12 protein-coding genes are annotated in these 16,659 nt (G+C 70.1%); 3 read left to right on the forward strand and 9 right to left on the reverse strand.

Features of this window, described 5'->3' with window-relative positions; all coding sequences use genetic code 11:
• Positions 1 to 620: 620 nt before the first annotated feature.
• From ACFYPA_RS07440 to thyX, 3 genes are all read right to left on the reverse strand, one after another.
• Complete coding sequence (locus tag ACFYPA_RS07440; protein ID WP_359077766.1) at positions 621 to 2,306, reverse strand: ribonuclease J; 1,686 nt, start codon at positions 2,304 to 2,306, stop codon at positions 621 to 623.
• 131 nt (positions 2,307 to 2,437) lie between these two features.
• Complete coding sequence (gene dapA / locus ACFYPA_RS07445) at positions 2,438 to 3,337, reverse strand: 4-hydroxy-tetrahydrodipicolinate synthase (RefSeq protein ID WP_359317033.1); 900 nt, start codon at positions 3,335 to 3,337, stop codon at positions 2,438 to 2,440.
• Positions 3,338 to 3,489: 152 nt separating this feature from the next.
• A complete protein-coding gene (thyX, locus tag ACFYPA_RS07450) occupies positions 3,490 to 4,227 on the reverse strand; it encodes an FAD-dependent thymidylate synthase (RefSeq protein ID WP_359317036.1) in 738 nt (245 codons plus the stop codon).
• Positions 4,228 to 4,414: 187 nt separating this feature from the next.
• Here thyX and ACFYPA_RS07455 point away from each other — a divergent pair, with 187 nt between their 5' ends.
• A complete protein-coding gene (locus ACFYPA_RS07455) occupies positions 4,415 to 4,654 on the forward strand; it encodes a hypothetical protein (protein ID WP_359317038.1) in 240 nt (79 codons plus the stop codon).
• Between the two features lie 94 nt (positions 4,655 to 4,748).
• Positions 4,749 to 5,300 (forward strand): hypothetical protein, encoded by a 552-nt coding sequence (locus ACFYPA_RS07460; RefSeq protein ID WP_359077758.1) that lies wholly within the window; start codon positions 4,749 to 4,751, stop codon positions 5,298 to 5,300.
• Positions 5,301 to 5,330: 30 nt separating this feature from the next.
• Here ACFYPA_RS07460 and ACFYPA_RS07465 read toward each other — a convergent pair whose 3' ends face one another.
• The 6 genes from ACFYPA_RS07465 to eccD form a co-directional block, all read right to left on the reverse strand.
• Entirely contained in the window at positions 5,331 to 5,834 is a 504-nt protein-coding gene (locus tag ACFYPA_RS07465; RefSeq protein ID WP_359317041.1) for a hypothetical protein, read from the reverse strand.
• A gap of 14 nt (positions 5,835 to 5,848) precedes the next feature.
• Positions 5,849 to 6,601: a 4-hydroxy-tetrahydrodipicolinate reductase gene (dapB, locus tag ACFYPA_RS07470; protein ID WP_359317044.1), complete on the reverse strand. Its 753-nt coding sequence runs from the start codon at positions 6,599 to 6,601 to the stop codon at positions 5,849 to 5,851.
• A 24-nt stretch (positions 6,602 to 6,625) separates the two neighbouring features.
• Positions 6,626 to 8,005, reverse strand: a complete 1,380-nt coding sequence (locus tag ACFYPA_RS07475; RefSeq protein ID WP_359077753.1) for a pitrilysin family protein — start codon at positions 8,003 to 8,005, stop codon at positions 6,626 to 6,628.
• A complete protein-coding gene (locus ACFYPA_RS07480; RefSeq protein WP_359077839.1) occupies positions 8,002 to 10,215 on the reverse strand; it encodes a polyribonucleotide nucleotidyltransferase in 2,214 nt (737 codons plus the stop codon). Before ACFYPA_RS07480 ends, ACFYPA_RS07475 begins: the two co-directional genes overlap by 4 nt.
• A 270-nt stretch (positions 10,216 to 10,485) precedes the next feature.
• Positions 10,486 to 10,776 carry a 30S ribosomal protein S15 gene (gene rpsO / locus ACFYPA_RS07485; RefSeq protein WP_018551846.1) on the reverse strand — a complete coding sequence of 97 codons (291 nt, stop codon included), beginning with the start codon at positions 10,774 to 10,776 and terminating at the stop codon, positions 10,486 to 10,488.
• A 175-nt stretch (positions 10,777 to 10,951) separates the two neighbouring features.
• Positions 10,952 to 12,439, reverse strand: coding sequence for a type VII secretion integral membrane protein EccD (eccD, locus tag ACFYPA_RS07490; protein ID WP_389130438.1), 1,488 nt, complete (start codon positions 12,437 to 12,439; stop codon positions 10,952 to 10,954).
• Between the two features lie 223 nt (positions 12,440 to 12,662).
• Between eccD and eccCa the strand changes: the two genes are divergently transcribed.
• Positions 12,663 to 16,616, forward strand: coding sequence for a type VII secretion protein EccCa (gene eccCa, locus ACFYPA_RS07495; protein ID WP_389130441.1), 3,954 nt, complete (start codon positions 12,663 to 12,665; stop codon positions 16,614 to 16,616).
• Positions 16,617 to 16,659: the final 43 nt, after the last annotated feature.

A 16,659-nucleotide genomic window follows, 5' to 3' on the forward strand; every position in this document is an offset into this window, starting at 1 on the left:
GTAGACACCACGAGAGCGGAACAACCGAGTCGGAATAGGACCGGTCGTTCACTATGTCCTCGCTGTGTGCATTGCCTACCAGGCCGTGAAGCCTGTTAGGACTTTTCAAAGGAACCTCGAACCTGCCGAAACAGGTCGGGGTATCAACATATCTGGCGTTGACTTTTGGCACGCTGTTGAGTTCTCAAGGAACGGACGCTTCCTTCGTACTCACCCTCAGAACATTTTCTCGGGCTTTCCTCCGGGCGCTTCCCTTCGGTCTTGCGTTTCCGACTCTATCAGACTCTTTCGTGTCCGATTCCCGGTCGAAGCGGGCCTCGCATTTTCGCTTTCCAGTTCTTCGCTTTCGCGCTTTCCCTTTTCAGCGGTTCCAACCTTACCAGACCCATTTCGTTCCGTTTACCGGTCCGAATTTGAATCCAGTGGCCGTTGAAGAGGCCTTGCCTTTCGGCGGATCCGACATTATCAGAAGTTCTGAGTCGGAATTCTCAGCCTCCTCGGGGGCTCGCGGCGTACACGTGCGCGCGCTGCTTCCCGGTGAGGCGGAGACGTAAACGTACTGGAGCGGGGCGCCCCGATGCAAATCGGGGGCCCCGCTCCGGAGTTCGCGCCTGTCGGGGTCAGACCTCGACGACGACGGGAAGGATCATCGGGCGCCGGCGGTAGGTGTCGGAGACCCACTTGCCCACCGTGCGGCGGACGAGCTGCTGGAGCTGGTGGGGCTCCATGACGCCGTCCTGGGCCGACTTGTTGAGCGCCTCCTGCACCTTCGGCACGACCGCACTGAACGCGGCGTCGTCGATGCCGGAGCCCCGGGCCTGGATGTGGGGACCGCCCACGATCTTGCCCGAGGAGCTGTCGACCACGATGAAGACCGAGATGATGCCCTCGTCGCCGAGGATGCGGCGGTCCTTGAGGGAGGTCTCGGTGACATCGCCGACCGAGAGGCCGTCGACGTACACGTAACCGGCCTGAACCTTGCCGACGATCTTGGCCTTGCCGTCGATCAGGTCGACGACCACGCCGTCCTCGGCGATGACGATGTGGTCCTTCGGAACGCCGGTGAGGGCGCCCAGTTCGGCGTTGGCCCTGAGGTGGCGCCATTCGCCGTGGACCGGCATCAGGTTCTTCGGCTTGCAGATGTTGTAGAAGTACAGCAGCTCGCCGGCCGAGGCGTGGCCCGAGACGTGCACCTTGGCGTTGCCCTTGTGGACGACGTTGGCGCCCCAGCGGGTCAGGCCGTTGATCACGCGGTAGACCGCGTTCTCGTTCCCCGGGATCAGCGACGACGCGAGGATGACGGTGTCGCCCTGGACGATGCGGATCTGGTGGTCGCGGTTGGCCATCCGGGACAGGGCCGCCATCGGCTCGCCCTGCGAACCCGTGCAGACCAGCACGACCTCGTCGTCGGGCAGGTCGTCGAGGGTCTTGACGTCGACGACCAGTCCCGCGGGCACCTTCAGATATCCCAGGTCACGGGCGATGCCCATGTTCCGGACCATCGAACGTCCCACGAAGGCGACCCTGCGGCCGTATTCGTGAGCCGTGTCCAGGATCTGCTGGATGCGGTGCACGTGGCTGGCGAAGCTCGCCACGATGATGCGCTTCTGCGCATTGGCGAAGACCGTGCGCAGGACGTTCTGGATGTCCCGCTCCGGCGGTACGAAACCGGGGACCTCCGCGTTCGTCGAGTCGGAGAGAAGAAGGTCGATGCCTTCCTCGCTCAGCCGGGCGAAGGCGTGCAGGTCGGTGAGACGACCGTCCAGCGGCAGCTGGTCCATCTTGAAGTCGCCCGTGGCGACGGCCATGCCCGCAGGCGTGCGGATGGCGACCGCGAGAGCGTCCGGGATGGAGTGGTTGACCGCGATGAACTCGCAGTCGAAGACTCCGATGCGCTCGCGCTGCCCCTCCTTGACCTCAAGGGTGTAGGGACGGATGCGGTGCTCCTGGAGCTTGGCCTCGATGAGCGCGAGGGTCAGCTTGGAGCCGATGAGCGGGATGTCCGGCTTCAGGCGCAGCAGGTACGGGACACCACCGATGTGGTCCTCGTGTCCGTGCGTGAGGACGATGCCCTCGACGTCGTCGAGGCGGTCCCGGATCGTGGTGAAGTCCGGAAGGATCAGGTCGATTCCCGGCTGCTCCTCTTCGGGGAAGAGGACGCCGCAGTCGACGATGAGCAGGCGGCCGCCGTACTCGAAAACCGTCATGTTGCGGCCGATTTCGCCGAGGCCACCCAGCGGGGTGACCCGGAGGCCGCCCTTCGGGAGCTTCGGCGGGGTGCCGAGTTCGGGATGCGGATGACTCAAAAGACTCTCCTTACCACGCACGCCACGTACCGCTTGGGCACGTGGCGCGCATGTCATTCGTGCACTTGCTGTTGTCTTTGGTGTGGCTCTGTCGCGAACGTTGTTCGCGTATTCAGTTGTGAAGTCCGTGGTTACAGCTGTACCCCACCGGCGGCGAGATCGATCTTGAGCTGTGCCGTCTCCTGTGCGGTGAGTTCCACCATGGGGAGGCGCAGCGGGCCCGCCGGGAGTCCCTGGAGGGTCAGCGCGGCCTTGGTGGTGATGACGCCCTGCGTGCGGAACATGCCCGTGAACACCGGCAGCAGCTTCTGGTGGATCTCCGTGGCCTTCTGCACGTCTCCGCCGAGGTGGGCCTCGATGAGTGCGCGCAGGTCCGGGGTCACGACGTGACCGACGACCGAGACGAAACCGACCGCGCCCACCGACAGGAGCGGCAGGTTCAGCATGTCGTCGCCCGAGTACCAGGCCAGCCCGGACTGGGCGATGGCCCAGCTGGCGCGGCCGAGATCGCCCTTGGCGTCCTTGTTGGCCACGATGCGCGGGTGCTCGGCCAGCCGGACCAGGGTCTCCGTGTCGATCGGCACACCACTGCGGCCGGGGATGTCGTAGAGCATGACCGGCAGGCCGGTGGAGTCCGCGATCGCCGAGAAGTGCCGGAGGAGGCCCTCCTGCGGCGGCTTGTTGTAGTAGGGCGTGACCGCGAGAAGGCCGTGGGCGCCGCTGCGCTCGGCCGTGTGGGCGAGTTCGACGCTGTGACGGGTGTCGTTGGTCCCGATGCCGGCGACGACGTGCGCCCGGTCGCCGACCGCCTCCAGGACAGCCCGTACGAGCTGGTCTTTCTCCGTGTCGCTGGTGGTCGGGGACTCGCCGGTGGTGCCGTTGATGATCAGGCCGTCGTTGCCTGCGTCCACCAGATGGGTGGCGAGCCGCTGGGCGCCGTCGATGTCGAGTGCGCCGTCCGCCGTGAAGGGCGTGACCATAGCGGTGAGGACCCGCCCGAAGGGGGTCTGCGGAGTGGAGATCGGAGCCATGGGTACCACGCTACTCGTTGCTCGGCGCCCGGTGTCCCCTCGGGGGGACACGCAGTAGGAGCCCGGCACTGCCTGCTCGGGGGTTCAAGCAGTGCCGGGTCCGTTTGATCAGCCTAGATGAACTTCACGAAACGCCGCAATACGGACACCGCCTACGGGGCGACGCGTCCGTTTTTGTTGAAGGCTGCATGGGTGAGCGGCATGAGCTGGGCCCAGTGCGCCTCCATCTGCTCGCCGACCATCTCGATCTCCCGCTGCGGGAACGACGGCACCTTCGCGAGCTCGTGCTGCGTGCGCAGGCCGAGGAAGTGCATCAGCGAGCGGGCGTTGCACGTGGCGTACATCGAGGAGAACAGGCCGACGGGGAGGACCGCCCGGGCGACCTCGCGGGCGACGCCGGCGGCGAGCATCTCCTGATAGGCCTCGTACGCCTGGCGGTACGAGGCCTCCATGACACGGCCGGTGAGCTCTGCCTGGGCCGCGGTGCCGTCCACAAACTCGTACTTGCCGGGACGGCCCTGCTGGACGAGCTTGCGGGACTCCCCCGGGACGTAGAAGACCGGCTCCAGCTCCCTGTAGCGGCCCGATTCCTCGTTGTACGACCATCCGACGCGGTGCCGCATGAACTCGCGGAACACGAAGATCGGGGCGCTGATGAAGAAGGTCATCGAGTTGTGCTCGAACGGGCTTCCGTGCCGGTCCCGCATCAGGTAGTTGATGAGCCCCTTGGAGCGCTCAGGATCCTTGGTGACCTCTTCGAGGGACTGCTCACCGGCCGTGGAAACACGGGCGGCGAACAGCACATCGGAGTCGCCTGCGGCGTGTTTCACCAGGTCAACGGTGACATCACTGCGGAAGCTGGGCCTTGCGGGCTCGGGGGTCTCGGTCACCGGCGGGGGTCCTTCCAATGGCGTCGCTCGGGCGGCGCCCACTCTACGGGCCGCCACTGACAACGCGGTCCGCACCGCCCGTCCGGGGATTTCTTCGGCCGATCCGGCGATTCGGGGCACCGATCGGGCTCGTCGTGCGTCTGACTCAGTAGCACCACCCGAATCAGAGTTCAAGGAGAGTTACCTCATGTTCCGCCGGCGTGAATCCGTCCCGTTCTCGTTCGTAGCCGAGGCCGACCGATTCCGCAGTAACGTCACACCGCCCCCGCGGGAGCGCACCTCCCTCTCCGAGAAGGCGGGCCGCGCCCTGACCGGTCTCGTCGTGGTCGCCGGACTCGTCGGCTCGCTGCTGTTCGGCCTGCCCGCCCTGGGACCCGAGCAGTCGCCGCAGCACAGCCAGCAGACCGAGGCGGCGCACGGACGCTGACTCGTACGGACCCCCTGGGGTGGTCGGGTCGGTGGCCACCTCGGTAGCCTCACCGGGCACAGCAATCGAGCGTGCTTGTGAGTGAGGATCAGTCGTGCCCCTGCCCTTTCTGACGGCCGACCGCGCATTTGACGCGAGCGCTGAGGACATCGCGCTGCCGTTCGACGACCACGACAGCTGGCGGCGCCCCTACCGCCCCGGGCCCTGGCGTGTCGCGGCCGCGGCAGGCCTGCTGCTGCTTGCCTCGTTCATCCTGTTCGCCGGCATGATCACGGCGTTCGCCGGGGCGATGCCCGGGGCCGGTGCGTGTCTCGCCCTGGCCCTCGCGATCATCCTCTGCGCCCTGCGGATGCTGCGGATCGGCGCCTGGGTGAGCCGGCACGGTGTGCGCCGCGTGGGCTTCTTCCGTACCACCACGGTGCCGTGGAACCGCGCCGCCGCGGTGCGTACGGTGCAGCAGCCGGTGAAGTGGCTCGGGTTCCCGCGCACGGTGCAGGGCCAGGCCCTGATCGTCGTACGCAAGGGCGGGGACGCGGTGCCGCCGCTGCTCACGGACTCCAACGCGGACTTCCTGGCGCGCGGTGAGGCGTTCGACCGGGCCGCCGACACGATCGAGGCGTGGGGGGACGAGTACCGGCAGCCCTAGCCGGGGCGGGCCCGTCCGGCACGTATGTCCTCAATCGCCGGACGGGCTCGATGTGGCCGCCGGGGCTGAGGTGCCGGACGGCGCCGTAGTGGGTGCCGGGCGGTTGTGGAGGGCGATGGCGCGCTGCATGGCCTTGCGGGCGCGCGGGGTGTCCCGGGCGTCCTGGTAGGCGACAGCGAGGCGGAACCAGCAGCGCCAGTCGTCCGGGGTGTCCTCCGTCTCCTCCCGGCGGCGGGCGAACGCCGCGTCTGCGGAGTCCCGGTCGATACGGCCGCTCGGGGTACGGGCCAGGTCATCGACCGGCAGGCCGCCCTCGGCGTCGAGTTCGGCGGCCAGGGCGTTGGCCCTCCGGACGAACTGGGTGTTCTTCCAGAGGAACCAGATGCCGATCACCGGAAGGATCAGCACGGCGACCCCGAAGGTCACCGTCAGCAGCGTGCCGTGCTTGATGAGCAGGACACCTCGGCTGCCGACCAGGACGAAGTAGAAGACCAGGACGGCGGCGGTGACGGCATAAGTGATCTTTGCGCGCATGGCGGTGGGCTCAGTCAGTTCAGGTCGAGGAAGTTTTCCAGGCCGAATGTGAGGCCCGGAGTGGTCACCACGCGGCGTGCTCCGAGCAGGATGCCCGGCATGAAGCTGCTGTGGTGCAGGGAGTCGTGCCGGATGGTGAGGGTCTCGCCCTCGCCCCCGAGCAGCACCTCCTGGTGGGCAAGGAGGCCGCGGAGCCGGACCGAGTGGACCGGGATCCCGTCGACGTCGGCGCCGCGCGCCCCGTCCAGTCCGGTCGCGGTGGCGTCCGGCTGCGGCGCGCAGCCCGCGTCGCGGCGGGCCTCGGCGATCAGCTGGGCGGTGCGGGCGGCGGTGCCGGAGGGGGCGTCGGCCTTGTTGGGGTGGTGCAGCTCGATGACCTCGACCGACTCGAAGTAGCGGGCTGCCTGCTGGGCGAACTTCATCGTGAGGACCGCGCCGATGGAGAAGTTGGGCGCGATGAGCACACCGGTCCCCGGCGAGGCGGAGAGCCAGGTGTCGAGCTGCGCGAGCCGTTCATCGGTCCAGCCGGTGGTACCGACGACGGCGTGGATGCCGTGCCGGACACAGAAGCCGAGGTTGTCCATCACCGACGTGGGGGTGGTGAGCTCGACGACGACCTGGGCGCCGGCGTCCGTGAGGGACTCCAGCTTGTCGTCGCGGCCGAGTGCGGCCACCAGTTCCATGTCGTCGGCGGCCTCGACCGCTCGTACCGCTTCCGAGCCGATACGGCCCCGGGCGCCGAGAACGGCTACGCGCAGCTTGCTCATTGCTCTGCTTCCTTACAAAGGGATTTAGGAGACCGCTTCGTCGAGGCGGTCGGCCTGCTTGTCCTTGAGCGGGCCGATGACGGAGAGCGAGGGGCGGTGTCCGAGGACCTCGCCCGCCACCGCGCGGACGTCGTCCGGGGTGACCTGCGCGATGCGGCCCAGCATGTCGTCGACCGACATCTGCTCGCCCCAGCACAGTTCGCTCTTGCCGATCCGGTTCATCAGGGCGCCGGTGTCCTCCAGGCCGAGGACGGTGGAGCCGGAGAGCTGGCCGATGGCGCGGCTGATCTCCTCGTCGTCGAGCCCGTCCGACGCGACGCGGTCGAGTTCGTCGCGGCAGATCTTGAGGACGTCATGGACCTGGCTGGGCCTGCAGCCCGCGTACACGCCGAAGAGTCCGCAGTCCGCGAAGCCCGAGGTGTACGAGTAGACGCTGTAGGCGAGGCCGCGCTTCTCCCGTACCTCCTGGAAGAGGCGGGAGCTCATGCCGCCGCCGAGGGCGGTGTTGAGTACGCCGAGCGCCCAGCGGCGTTCGTCGGTACGGGCCAGTCCCGGCATGCCGAGGACCACATGGGCCTGCTCGGTCTTGCGGTTCAGCAGGTCGACGCGGCCCGCGGTGCGCAGCGTGCGGGAGCCCTCGCGCGGCGCCGTCGGGACGGCGTCGGTGCGGGAGAGTGCTCCGGCTCGCTCGAAGGCCTTGCGGACCTGGCGTACGACCGTGGCGTGGTCGACGTTGCCGGCGGCGGCGACGACCAGGTGCGTGGGGTCGTAGTGCTTCTTGTAGAAGCGGGCGATCTGGCCGCGGTTCAGGGCGTTGATCGTGTCGACGGTGCCGAGGACCGGGCGGCCGAGCGGGGTGTCGCCGAGCATGGTGTGCGCGAACAGGTCGTGCACGCAGTCGCCCGGGTCGTCCTCCGTCATCGCGATCTCCTCGAGGATGACGCCGCGCTCGGCGTCGACGTCCTCGGGGGCGATCAGGGAGCCGGTCAGCATGTCGCAGACGACGTCGATGGCCAGCGGCAGGTCCGTGTCGAGGACCCGCGCGTAGTAGCAGGTGTACTCCTTCGCCGTGAAGGCGTTCATCTCGCCGCCGACCGCGTCGATCGCGGACGAGATGTCGAGGGCGCTGCGCTTGGCGGTGCCCTTGAAGAGGAGGTGTTCGAGGTAGTGGGTCGCGCCGTTCAGCGTCGGGGTCTCGTCGCGTGATCCGACGTTGGCCCAGATACCGAAGGTGGCGGAGCGTACGGAGGGCAGCGTCTCGGTGACGATGCGCAGGCCGCCGGGGAGGACCGTGCGGCGGACCGTGCCGATGCCGTTGGTGCCCTTGAGAAGCGTTTGGGTACGGGCGACGGCCCGCCCCTCCGAGGAGGGGCGGGCCGTCGTCACGGAACTACGGGACGTCACTTGTCGGTGTCGTCCTTCTTCTCGTCCTCTTCACCCTCGACGACGGGGATGAGGGAGAGCTTGCCGCGGGAGTCGATCTCCGCGATCTCCACCTGGACCTTGGCGCCGACGCCGAGCACGTCCTCGACGTTCTCCACGCGCTTGCCACCGGCGAGCTTGCGGATCTGCGAGATGTGCAGCAGGCCGTCCTTGCCGGGCATCAGGGAGACGAACGCACCGAAGGTGGTGGTCTTGACGACCGTACCCAGGTAGCGCTCGCCGACCTCCGGCATGGTCGGGTTGGCGATCGCGTTGATCGTGGCGCGCGCGGCCTCGGCCTGCGAGCCCTGCTGGGCACCGATGTAGATGGTGCCGTCGTCCTCGATCGTGATGTCGGCGCCGGTGTCCTCCTGGATCTGGTTGATCATCTTGCCCTTGGGGCCGATGACCTCACCGATCTTGTCCACCGGGATCTTGACGGTGATGATCCGCGGGGCGTTCGGGGACATCTCGTCCGGGACGTCGATGGCCTCGTTCATCACGTCGAGGATGTGGAGGCGTGCGTCACGGGCCTGCTTCAGCGCGGCGGCCAGGACCGAGGCGGGGATGCCGTCGAGCTTGGTGTCGAGCTGGAGCGCGGTCACGAACTGCTTCGTACCGGCGACCTTGAAGTCCATGTCACCGAACGCGTCCTCGGCACCGAGGATGTCGGTGAGGGCGACGTAGTGGGTCTTGCCGTCGATCTCCTGCGAGATCAGGCCCATGGCGATACCGGCGACGGCGGCCTTGAGGGGCACACCGGCGTTCAGCAGGGACATGGTGGAGGCGCAGACCGAGCCCATGGACGTCGAGCCGTTGGAGCCCAGCGCCTCGGAGACCTGGCGGATCGCGTAGGGGAACTCCTCGCGCGACGGCAGCACCGGCACGATGGCGCGCTCGGCGAGCGCGCCGTGGCCGATCTCGCGGCGCTTGGGCGAGCCCACGCGGCCGGTCTCACCGACGGAGTACGGCGGGAAGTTGTAGTTGTGCATGTAGCGCTTGCGGGTCACCGGGGAGAGGGTGTCCAGCTGCTGCTCCATGCGGAGCATGTTGAGGGTGGTGACGCCCAGGATCTGGGTCTCGCCACGCTCGAACAGCGCCGAGCCGTGCACGCGCGGGATGGCCTCGACCTCGGCGGCGAGCGTACGGATGTCCGTGACGCCACGGCCGTCGATGCGGACCTTGTCCTTGATGACGCGCTCGCGGACCAGCTTCTTGGTCAGCGCGCGGTAGGCACCGGAGATCTCCTTCTCGCGGCCCTCGAAGGCCGGGAGGAGCTTCTCGCCCGCGATCTCCTTGATGCGGTCGAGCTCCGCCTCGCGATCCTGCTTGCCGGCGATGGTGAGCGCCTTGGCGAGCTCGGTGCGGACGGCCTTGGTGAGGGCCTCCAGGACGTCGTCCTGGTAGTCGAGGAAGACCGGGAACTCACCGGTGGGCTTGGCAGCCTTGGCGGCGAGGTCCGACTGGGCCTTGCAGAGCGCCTTGATGAAGGGCTTCGCGGCTTCCAGACCGGCGGCGACGACCTCTTCGGTCGGGGCCTCGGCACCGTCCTGGACGAGCTGGATGGTCTTCTCGGTGGCCTCGGCCTCGACCATCATGATCGCGACGTCGCCGTCCTCGAGGACGCGACCGGCGACGACCATGTCGAAGACGGCGTCCTCGAGCTCGGTGTGCGTCGGGAAGGCGACCCACTGGCCCTTGATCAGGGCGACGCGGGTGGCGCCGATCGGGCCGGAGAAGGGCAGGCCCGCCAGGATCGTGGAGGCGGAGGCGGCGTTGATCGCGACCACGTCGTACAGGTGGTCGGGGTTGAGCGCCATGATCGTCTCGACGATCTGGATCTCGTTGCGCAGGCCCTTCTTGAAGGAGGGGCGCAGCGGGCGGTCGATCAGGCGGCAGGTGAGGATCGCGTCCTCGGAGGGGCGGCCCTCCCGGCGGAAGAAGGAGCCGGGGATCTTGCCGGCGGCGTACTGCCGCTCCTCGACGTCCACCGTGAGGGGGAAGAAGTCGAGCTGGTCCTTGGGCCGCTTGGAAGCGGTGGTGGCCGACAGCACCATGGTGTCGTCGTCCAGGTACGCGACGGCGGAGCCGGCGGCCTGCTTGGCCAGGCGGCCCGTCTCGAAGCGGATGGTGCGGGTGCCGAAGGTTCCGTTGTCGATAACGGCCTCGGCGTAGTGGGTCTCGTTCTCCACTAGTGATTTCTCCATACTCGTCGTCTTTCGTCCTGGCGCCCGTGTGGCGCAGGACGGTGCGGAGAAGCGCACCGTGTGTGCGGGGCCGGTCTTCGATCGAAGCTCCCGGGCGTTGTCCCGGGGGCCACTACCGAGGACCGGCGGCGGCCGTGGCGCGCCTCTCCTCGTCTGTCGTCGTACGTCCAGGGTACTGAGGTTGCCCCCGGTACCGCACGTACGGCAAAGGGAGCGGCCCCCTGGAAGTGGGAACCGCTCCCTTTCACAGCGTCCTTACTTGGCGCCGCCGGCCGCGCCACGGCGGATGCCGAGGCGGTCGACGAGCGCACGGAAGCGCTGGATGTCCTTCTTGGCCAGGTACTGCAGGAGGCGGCGACGCTGGCCGACCAGGATCAGCAGACCACGACGGGAGTGGTGGTCGTGCTTGTGCGTCTTGAGGTGCTCCGTCAGGTCCGAGATGCGGCGCGAGAGCATGGCGACCTGGACCTCGGGGGATCCGGTGTCGCCCTCCTTCTGCGCGAACTCGGTCATGATCTGCTTCTTCGTAGCGGCGTCGAGCGGCACGCGTACTCCTCTTGGTGTTCGATGCGCCCACGAGTGCCCCTGGTCTAGATCTCAGGGGAGCTTGGGTGACTCGGGAGCGAAGGTCCGATGAGCGCAGCTCCCAGGATGAACCGGGAACGCGTACACAAACGGCCACCGACAGAATACCAGCCGTACGGAGCGGCCTCGACAGGTGTCAGCCGGTGAGGGCCCTCGCGCGCGCGAAGACGTCGAGGACCGCCAGGCAGAGCGGCACCAGGGAGAGCAGGAGCGCGCTCTCCGTCAGGTCGAGCGCGCGCCCCCAGAAGGGGGAGAGCCCCTTGCGGGGAACGATCAGGCCGGCCGCGGTCAGCAGCGTCACTCCGGCTGCGACGGCCGCGCAGAGCCAGACCGTACGCAGGTCGAGGGAGCCGCGGTCCCCGTACCGGGCGAGCGCCGCCACCAGGTCGGCGGGCGGGTGCAGCGCGAGACCGAGGATCAGCACGGCGAGGGCGCCGAGGCCCGCCGCGAGGACGCACACGACCTGCGCGGTGTAGCGGAAGAGCCGGGCCCGCAGCAGCATGGCCGCTCCGGTGGCCAGGGCGAGGAGCTGGGCCCAGGAGTCGCCGGAGAAACCGAGCACCGCGCAGGCCGCGACGACGAGGGCCGCGCAGCCGCCGACGAGGCCGAGCAGGAGTTCGTGGCCGCGCCGCGCCCGGGCCGCGATGTGCGCGGCGTCGACGGGTGCGTCCCGGTGGCCGGCGTCCGGATCGGCGAACGGGTCGGCGAAGGCGTCGGCGTAGCCGGGCCGGGCGGTGCGCTGCGGGGCGTATCCGATGGGCAGGCGGGCGAACCGGGCCGACAGGCCGGGCAGGAAGGCGACGAGCCCGATGGCGACCGGGGCGCAGACGGCGGCCGCAGCGGCTGCCGAGGATTCCGCGAGGATCGCCGCGAAGGACGCCAGGGTGCCCGCGGTGGCCAGGAAGGCCGCCGCGACGAACGGCGCGTCGCCGCCCGGGGTGACGGCGACCAGGACCACCGAGACGACCAGCACGGCGACGCAGCCGAGCAGGAGCTGGAGCCTTCCCGGCCCCTGGCCGGCGTCCGGGCCGATGGCGCCGGAGCCGGCGATGAGGACGAGGGGCAGGGCGCCGAGGCCGAGGGCGACGGCCGTCACCCGGTCCCCGTAGACCCTGGCGCGGACGCCCGCGAAGGCGGTGAGCAGCACTCCGGCGGCGCCCGCGACGACGCCGGGCAGGCTGTGCGTGTCGTGGCGGACCGGGTCGGCGAACCAGAGGACGAAGCCCATCAGGACGAGCAGCAGCGCGGCGCCCGCCGGGCCCGCCCCGCGCAGCAGGTCGTCGCTCCACAGGTGGCGGTCGCGGGAGACGGCGGAGGCGACGGCGTCCGAGACGTCGTCGAACACGGCGGGCGGCAGGGATTGCGCGAAGGGGCGCAGGCTGAGGATCTCCCCGTCGAGCACCTGCTGGGCGGCGAGAGTGCGGGCGCCGTCGAGGACGGTGCCGTCGCGCCGTACGAGGTGGTAGCCGGTGGGGGTGGCGACGGCCTGGGTCCGGCCGGTGAGGCGGAGGATCTCCGGGCAGACGTCGGCGACGGCGAGGTCCTCGGGCAGCGCCACGTCGATCCTGCTGTCGGGCGCCACGACAGTGACGCGGCAGAAGCCGGTCGCTGCGGTCGTACTCACGTGTCCGGTCCCCCGCTCCGCGGTTGCGCACCACCTGATCCGCGGTCGCGCACGATGCGGGCGCAACCTTACCGGGAGGGGTGAATCCCGGAATCCGCGCCGGAGTCCGGGAAGTAGGATCGCGGTCGCGCGGAGGCCAGTCCGTGGGCGGAGGCAGCCACGGGGGCGCCGGTGCGGGTCCGCCCGGCCTCCGGCCCGTCCGTACCGAGGGATTGATGCACCGGTGAGCCAGATCGTCGTGAAGCGACCGCCGCGGGCCCTGCCGCCGGAACTCCCGACGGACGGGCTGACGTTGAAGGCCCCGCCCCTGCTGCCGCGCGGGCAGCGCGAGGGCTTGTTGATGCAGGTCCTGCCGGTGCTCGGCATGGGTTCGTCGGTGGTGTTCTTCTTCTCGCCGCAGGCACCGCCGTTCATGCGGATCATGGGTGTGCTGATGCTGGTGTCGACGGTCGCGATGGTGGTCGCCCAGCTGGTCCGGCACCGGCGGGGGACGCAGGGGCAGCTGGTGGATGCCCGGCGCGACTATCTCGCGTATCTGGCGCAGACCCGGCGTACGGTGCGCCGGACGGCGCGCGCCCAGCGCGACGCGCAGTGGTATCTCCATCCCGGCCCCGATCAGCTGTGGTCGGTGGTGGCGGAAGGCGCCCGGGTGTGGGAACGGCGGGCCGGTGACCAGGACTTCGGCCAGGTACGGATCGGGCTCGGGGTGCAGGGGCTGTCGACGCCCCTGTCGGGGCCGGACACCGATCCGGCCGATGATCCGGAGCCGGTGTGCGCGGGCGCGCTGCGGCGGTTCCTGGCCGTGCACCGCTCACTGGACGGGCTGCCGGTGGCGTTCCCGCTGCGGGGGTTCCACCGGGTGACGGTGTGCGGTGAGCCGGAGTCGGCGCAGTCGGTGGTGCGGGCGATGGTGGCCCAGGCGGTGACGCTGCACGCGCCCGACGACCTGGTGGTCGCCGTCGTGGCGGGGCCCGACGCGGTGGCGCGCTGGGACTGGACGAAGTGGCTGCCGCACACGCAGGTGCCGGGTCAGGCGGACGGGGCCGGTTCGAAGCGGCTGTTCGCCGCCGACCCGGCCGCTCTGGAGCCGTTGCTGGACGGCCGGCTGGAGGGGCGGCCGCGGTTCGGCCGGGAGAGCGCGCCGCTGCCGGACCAGCCGCACGTCGTGGTGGTGCTGGACGGCGGCCGGACGGCGCCCGACTCGGTGCTGGTGGCGCCCGAGGGGCTGCAGGGCGTGACCGTCGTGGAGGTGGTGCGAGGTGAGCCCGCCACTCCCCGCGGGGGGCTCACCGTGATGGTGCGGCCGGGACGGCTGCGGATGGAGTCGGGTGGGGACACGGTGTACGAGGGCGTGCCGGACGGCCTCTCGCTGCCGGCGGCCGAGGCGCTGGCCCGGCAGTTGGCGCCGCTGCGGACGGGCGGCGGCAAGGACGGTGAACCACTGCTGTCCGACCTGGGCTTCACGGAGCTGCTGAACCTCGGCGACGCGGACGCGGTCGACGTGGCGCGCACCTGGCGGCCGCGTCCGGCCTCCGAGCGGCTGCGGGTGCCGATCGGGGTGGGCGAGGACGGGCTGCCGGTGATGCTGGACCTCAAGGAGGCGGCGCAGGACGGGATGGGGCCGCACGGGCTCTGCGTCGGCGCGACGGGTTCCGGCAAGTCGGAGCTGCTGCGGACGCTGGTGCTGGGGCTGGCGGTCACGCACCCCTCCGAGACGCTGAACTTCGTGCTCGCGGACTTCAAGGGCGGGGCGACGTTCAGCGGCATGTCGCGGCTGCCTCACGTGGCCGCGGTCATCACCAACCTGGCCGACGACCTGGCGCTCGTCGACCGGATGGGCGACGCGATCCGCGGTGAGCTCCAGCGCCGGCAGGAGCTGCTGCGCTCGGCGGGCAACTACGCGGGCATCCACGACTACGAGCGGGCCCGGGCGGCGGGTGCGGCGCTGGAACCGCTGGCCTCGCTGGTGCTGGTGATCGACGAGTTCTCCGAACTGCTCACCGCGAAGCCCGACTTCATCGACATGTTCATCCAGATCGGCCGCATCGGCCGTTCGCTGGGCGTGCATCTGCTGCTGGCCTCGCAGCGGCTGGAGGAGGGCAGGCTGCGCGGTCTGGACACGTACCTCTCGTACCGGATCGGGCTGCGGACGTTCTCGGCCGCGGAGTCGCGGACGGCGCTGGGGGTGCCGGACGCGTACCACCTGCCGCCGGTGCCGGGATCGGGTTATCTCACGTCCGGCACGCAGGAGATGACGCGGTTCAAGGCGGCGTACGTGTCGGGGGCCCACCGGACGGGCGCTCCGGCCCCCGCTGCGGGGAAGGTGCCGGCCGTGCGACGGGCGGCGCTGTTCCGTGCCCTGCCGGTGCCGTCGGCGGATGCGGAGGGCGGCGGGGACGCTGTGCCGGCCGGGCCGGTGCGCCAGGACGTGTTCGCCGACACCGTGCTCGACGTGGTGGTACGGAGGCTGGAGGGGCAGGGGGTGCCGGCTCATCAGGTATGGCTGCCGCCGCTGGACCGGGCTCCGGCGCTGGACCAGCTGCTGCCGGGGCTCGCGCCGGCCGAGGGTCGTGGGTTCACCGCGACGGGGTACACCCGGCCCGGTGGGCTGACGGTCCCGCTCGGTCTGGTCGACAAGCCGTTCGAGCAGCGGCGCGAGGTGCTGTACCGGGACTTCTCGGGGGCCGCGGGGCATCTGATGGTGGTCGGCGGCCCGCAGTCGGGCAAGTCCACGCTGCTGCGGACGTTGATCGCGTCGTTCGCGCTCACGCACACCCCGTGGGAGGTGCAGTTCTACGGTCTCGACTTCGGTGGCGGCGGGCTCGCCCCGCTGTCGGAGCTGCCGCACGTGGGGCAGATCGCGTCGCGGCTGGATCCGGAGCGGGTGCGGCGCACGGTCGCGGAGGTGGCGGGGGTGCTGGCCCGGCGCGAGGAGCTCTTCCGCGCCGGGGGCATCGACTCCGTCGCCACGTACCGGCGCATGCGCGCGCTCGGTGAACTGCCCGGTGAGGCGTGGGGGGACGTGTTCCTGGTCATCGACGGCTGGGGCGCCTTCCGGACCGCGTACGAGTCGCTGGAGCCGGTCGTCACGGACATCGCCGCGCGCGGTCTCGGCTACGGAGTCCATGTGGTGCTCTCGGCCGCGCGGTACATGGAGGTGCGCGCCGGGCTCAAGGACCAGATCCTCGGGCGGCTCGAACTGCGGCTCGGTGACGTCATGGACTCGGAGTTCGACCGGAAGGTCGCCCGTCTGGTGCCGGCCGGGGTGCCGGGCCGCGGGCAGGTGGCGGAGAAACTGCACTTCATGGCCGCGCTGCCGCGCGTCGACTCGGCCACCGACGCGGCGGGTCTCGCCGACGCGACCGCCGCGCTCGTGGGGGCGGTGCGGTCGAACTGGCCCGGCCCGCCGGCACCTCCCGTACGGCTGCTGCCGCTCGGGCTGCCCGCGGAGCGGTTGCCGAAGGGGTTCGAGTTCCCGGACCGCGGGATCGCGATCGGGATCGCCGAGACGGATCTTGAACCGGTGTTCGTCGACTTCGACACCGATCCGTTCTTCCTGGTCTTCGGGGAGAGCGAGTCGGGCAAGACCAATCTGCTGCGGCTGATCGCGAAGCAGATCGCCGAGCGCTACTCCCCCGACGAGGCGAAGCTCGTCGTCGGGGACTACCGGCGGGGACTGCTGGGCGCGCTGCCGGAGAGCCATCTGCTGGAGTACGCGCCGACGGCGGACGCCCTGGGCACGCACATGGAGGCGCTGGCCGGTGTCTTCGCCCGGCGGCAGCCCCCCGCGGACGTGACGCCGCAGCAGCTGCGGGACCGGAGCTGGTGGTCCGGTCCGCGGATCTTCATCGTCGTCGACGACTACGACCTGGTGGCGACGGGCGCGGGCGGTCCGCTGGCCCCGTTGGCGGAGTACCTGCCGTTCGCCCGGGACACCGGGGTGCGCTTCGTCATCGCGCGCAGTTCGGCGGGGGCCTCGCGTGCCATGTACGAGACGTTCATGCAGCGGATCAAGGAGCTGGGGGCCCAGGGGGTGGTGCTGTCCGGCAACGCGGCCGAGGGAGACCTCATCGGGGCGGTGCGCGGTCATCCGATGCCGCCGGGGCGCGGGTACTTCGCCACCCGGCGGCGCGGCCATCCGCTGGTGCAGACCGGCCGGCTTCCCGAGCGGCCCTGAGCCGGTCGCGCGACGTCACCGGAGCACAGAAAAGGGGCCGTTC

This window comes from Streptomyces sp. NPDC005775 (genome assembly GCF_042871565.1).
Classification (GTDB): domain Bacteria; phylum Actinomycetota; class Actinomycetes; order Streptomycetales; family Streptomycetaceae; genus Streptomyces.